The organism is Nostoc sp. CHAB 5715, assembly GCF_020829685.1.
In the GTDB taxonomy this organism is placed as follows: domain Bacteria; phylum Cyanobacteriota; class Cyanobacteriia; order Cyanobacteriales; family Nostocaceae; genus Nostoc.
In genome coordinates, this window is sequence record NZ_JAIVFR010000797.1 from 1 (window position 1) to 3556 (window position 3556).

General features: G+C 42.7%; 3 protein-coding genes and 2 pseudogenes. 3 read left to right on the top strand and 2 right to left on the bottom strand.

The annotated features are described in order from the left end of the window. From LC574_RS31440 to LC574_RS31450, 3 genes and pseudogenes are all read left to right on the top strand, one after another. Window positions 1-1141: DegT/DnrJ/EryC1/StrS aminotransferase family protein (locus tag LC574_RS31440; protein ID WP_229457491.1), on the top strand; the 1141-nt coding region annotated here is incomplete at its 5' end. Between the two features lie 64 nt (window positions 1142-1205). Beyond that, window positions 1206-2285: a dTDP-glucose 4,6-dehydratase gene (gene rfbB / locus LC574_RS31445; protein WP_229457492.1), complete on the top strand. Its 1080-nt coding sequence runs from the start codon at window positions 1206-1208 to the stop codon at window positions 2283-2285. Between the two features lie 184 nt (window positions 2286-2469). After that, window positions 2470-2634: pseudogene (locus LC574_RS31450) on the top strand (sugar phosphate nucleotidyltransferase); the annotation flags it as partial. Between the two features lie 265 nt (window positions 2635-2899). Here LC574_RS31450 and LC574_RS31455 read toward each other — a convergent pair. Further along, a pseudogene (locus tag LC574_RS31455) lies at window positions 2900-3358 on the bottom strand (hypothetical protein); the annotation flags it as partial. Window positions 3359-3361: 3 nt separating this feature from the next. Beyond that, the coding region (locus LC574_RS31460) for a tyrosine-type recombinase/integrase (RefSeq protein ID WP_229457493.1) at window positions 3362-3556 on the bottom strand (195 nt) is incomplete at its 5' end.

The window sequence follows — 3556 nt, forward strand, 5'->3', positions numbered from 1 at the left end:
ATTCTTAAATTTGAAAGCACCTTACTTTGAACTTCAGCAGGAGTTAGACGCAGCTTACAGACGAGTCATGGAGTCTGGCTGGTATATTCTTGGGCAAGAAGTGGAGGCGTTTGAAGCAGAATTTGCTGCATACTGTGGAACTCAGTATTGTGTCGGAGTTGGCAACGGGTTAGAAGCCCTGCATCTCATTCTGCGGGCTATGGAAATTGGTCAGGGGGATGAAGTTATTGTACCAGCTAATACTTATATCGCCACCTGGTTAGCAGTTTCCTATGCAGGAGCTATCCTGGTTCCGGTTGAGCCAGATGAAAAAACTTACAACATAAATCCGGAGCAAATTGAAGCAGCAATTACACCAAAGACGAAGGCGATTTTGGCAGTTCATCTCTACGGTCAACCAGCTAATATGGATCTGATTAACGCGATCGCAAAACGTTATCAGCTAAGGGTAATTGAAGATGCTGCTCAAGCTCACGGAGCACGCTACAAAGGGCGACGTGTTGGTGGTTTAGGAGATGCAGCCGGGTTCAGCTTTTACCCAGGTAAAAACTTAGGAGCATTAGGTGATGGTGGAGCAGTCACGACGAATGATTGTCATTTGGCAAATAAAATTCGTTTGCTAAGAAACTATGGTTCTCGTGTTAAATACTTCAATGAAATGAAAGGCTTCAATAGCCGACTTGATGAGCTACAAGCTGCCTTTTTAAGGGTGAAGCTAACTAAGCTTGATGAGTGGAATGCTCGCCGTGCTTGGGTAGCTAACCAGTATCTTGAAAAACTCTTCAGCGTAACAGATTTAACCCTACCTTTTGTTTCTGCCTGGGCAGAGCCAGTATGGCACTTGTTTGTAGTACGTCATCCAAAGCGTTCTGATTTAGAGAAACATCTGAAAGATGCGGGAATTGGCACTTTAATTCATTATCCTGTTCCATCCCACTTATCTGATGCGTATATAGAAGAACAGCATTTAAGCAGTTTTCCTATTACAGAACAAATGGCTAAAGATGTTCTGAGCCTACCGATAAGCCCCCATATGACGGATGAAGAGGTTATGAGAGTGATAGAAGTTTTACAGGAAAGCGTAACTGCTAACTGTAACAAAGTCGGCTTATTGATGGGAAGACAAGTGGTCGCGTCATAAGTATAAGCTTTTGAATAATGTTCATGATTTGCAGAGATTTCTTAGTCAATTAGGATGCAGCAAGATGCAGACATTTTTAGTAACTGGTGGAGTTGGTTTTATCGGTTCTAACTTCATTTTGAAGGCTAGAAAAGAGCGGTGGGCTAACATTATTAATCTAGACAAGCTAACCTATGCCAGCAATCCTCAAACTTTAGCTCAATTGCAGGATGATCCTGGATATCATTTTGTCCGTGGAGACATCTGCAATATCGAGCTATTGGGTTCTCTTCTAAAGCAGTACCAACCAAACGCAATTATTAACTTCGCTGCTGAGAGCCACGTCGATCGCTCAATCCTTAGTCCTCAGGATTTTATTCAAACGAACATATTGGGAACATTCCAACTTTTAGAAGCTAGCAAAGCTTACTGGGAAAAATTATCTCTGCAAAAGCGAGAGCAATTTCGTTTCTTACATATATCCACTGATGAAGTGTACGGCTCATTAGGTCCAAAAGATCCAGCCTTCCGGGAAGATACTCCTTATGCTCCCAACAGTCCCTATGCTGCGTCAAAAGCAGGATCTGACCATCTTGTACGAGCTTACTATCACACCTATGGTCTCCCCACTTTAATAACCAACTGCTCAAACAACTACGGTCCACGCCAGTTTCCTGAAAAACTGATTCCCTTGATGATTCTTAATGCTTTGAATGGTAAACCTTTGCCAATCTATGGTGATGGACAGAATATCCGAGACTGGTTGTATGTTGTGGATCACTGCGAAGCTCTCTATCTAGTTTTGCAATCCAGTCATATTGGAAAAACTTATAACATTGGTGGCAACAACGAGCAGACAAACCTAACAGTCGTTGAAAAAATTTGTACAATCCTTGATGAGTTGGCACCCAAACCCAACTTTAGCTACTCTTCTCTGATTACTTTTGTAAAAGACCGCCCCGGTCATGACCGACGGTATGCAATAGACTGCAACAAAATTTGCTCTGAGTTGGGCTTTGAGCCAAAGGAGGACTTTGATAGTGGTTTACTAAAGACAATTCAGTGGTATCTGAGTCATCCAATATGGGTAAAGCAAGTTCAATCAGGCGATTACCAAACTTGGATTAAGCAAAACTATCAAGACAGAATAACAGCTGTACATTAAAGAATTGTTGTCCAATTTTTAAAGAATTCTTGTCACTTTTTTAGTACGCCTTACACAGCTAAAATTAGCTCTGAATAAAGGATTGCATTTTTGGTCATTAATTCTTTAAAGTGAACAATAATTATTTAATCGACAACAGCGCTATCACGAAGAGCAAGATTTTAAACCATTTGAGGAATTAACGATGAAGGGCATTATTCTAGCTGGCGGTTCTGGTACACGGCTTTACCCTCTCACCCAGGTAATGAGCAAACAGCTCATGCCTGTTTACGATAAGCCAATGATCTACTATCCCTTGTCCACTCTGATGTTGGCTGGGATTCGTGATATCCTCATTATCTCTACGCCCACCCACCTGCCATGAATCCTGTCTTGCTATTGGTAAACCAAACACTTGAAGAGCGGAAAGAGTTATCATTTCCTATAGACAAGTTTCTCCAGGTAGTCCCACCATTTATGGTTTTATACCATCCAGTTCCATTGCCTCTGACAAACCCGATACTATGATCAAAAAAATAAAAGCCATCATAAGGGCTGAGTACTCCCGATATGTGCTGCCATGTATTACCCCCGTCGGTTGTTCTATACAATTTGTAATCTTCATCAAAGTACCTGGGATTTAACGGGCAGGGTCGCACTGGGCAGTAGCTTGAGCTAATCTCAAACATATCCTTATATTGATATAGTGAAACACCGTAAGATTTAGCAAATGCCTGTAACACCTGATCTGTATAGGCGCGGATCTTGCCAGCCGTTAGCCCAAAACAGTGAATTGGTTCTAAGCGGCAAATCGGTTTTTGCCCCAGCCAGAGTTCTGCCGACATAGCGTGTAATGGTTTATCCCCCGGTTCTTTATACAAATACAGCACTGCAAAATATGTTGTTGGTGGTTCGACTGTTACTGAATCAAGTTCTGCTGAATTCTTCTGGGAGCGGTGGCGATAGAATGAGCGGCGATTGTGGCAAATGCGTGGATTCCAACACCCGTCCCCTTGTGGCCCATGCAGTAGTTTGGCTTGAGTTGTTGGTAATTTGGAGCATAGCTGACATTTGGGATCAAGTGGCTTGGGCATAGTCTACTCTGCTTCCTCTTCACCAATCGCACGATAGTAGGCAGCGATCGCCGCTGATTGTTCACTGCGAAGTGTATAGCGTCGAAAGGCTTTCTCACTTTGATGTCCAGTCAGCTTACGGGCATGAAATGGGTCAACACCCAACAGTAATAAATCAGTAGCGTAGGTGTGGCGAAAGGAGTGAGGATGTAAATCAAC

What these genes read in the sequence shown, in the direction of transcription:
- rfbB (WP_229457492.1), top strand. Translation starts at nt 1,206, where the DNA reads ATGCAGACATTTTTAGTAACTGGTGGAGTTGGTTTTATCGGTTCTAAC.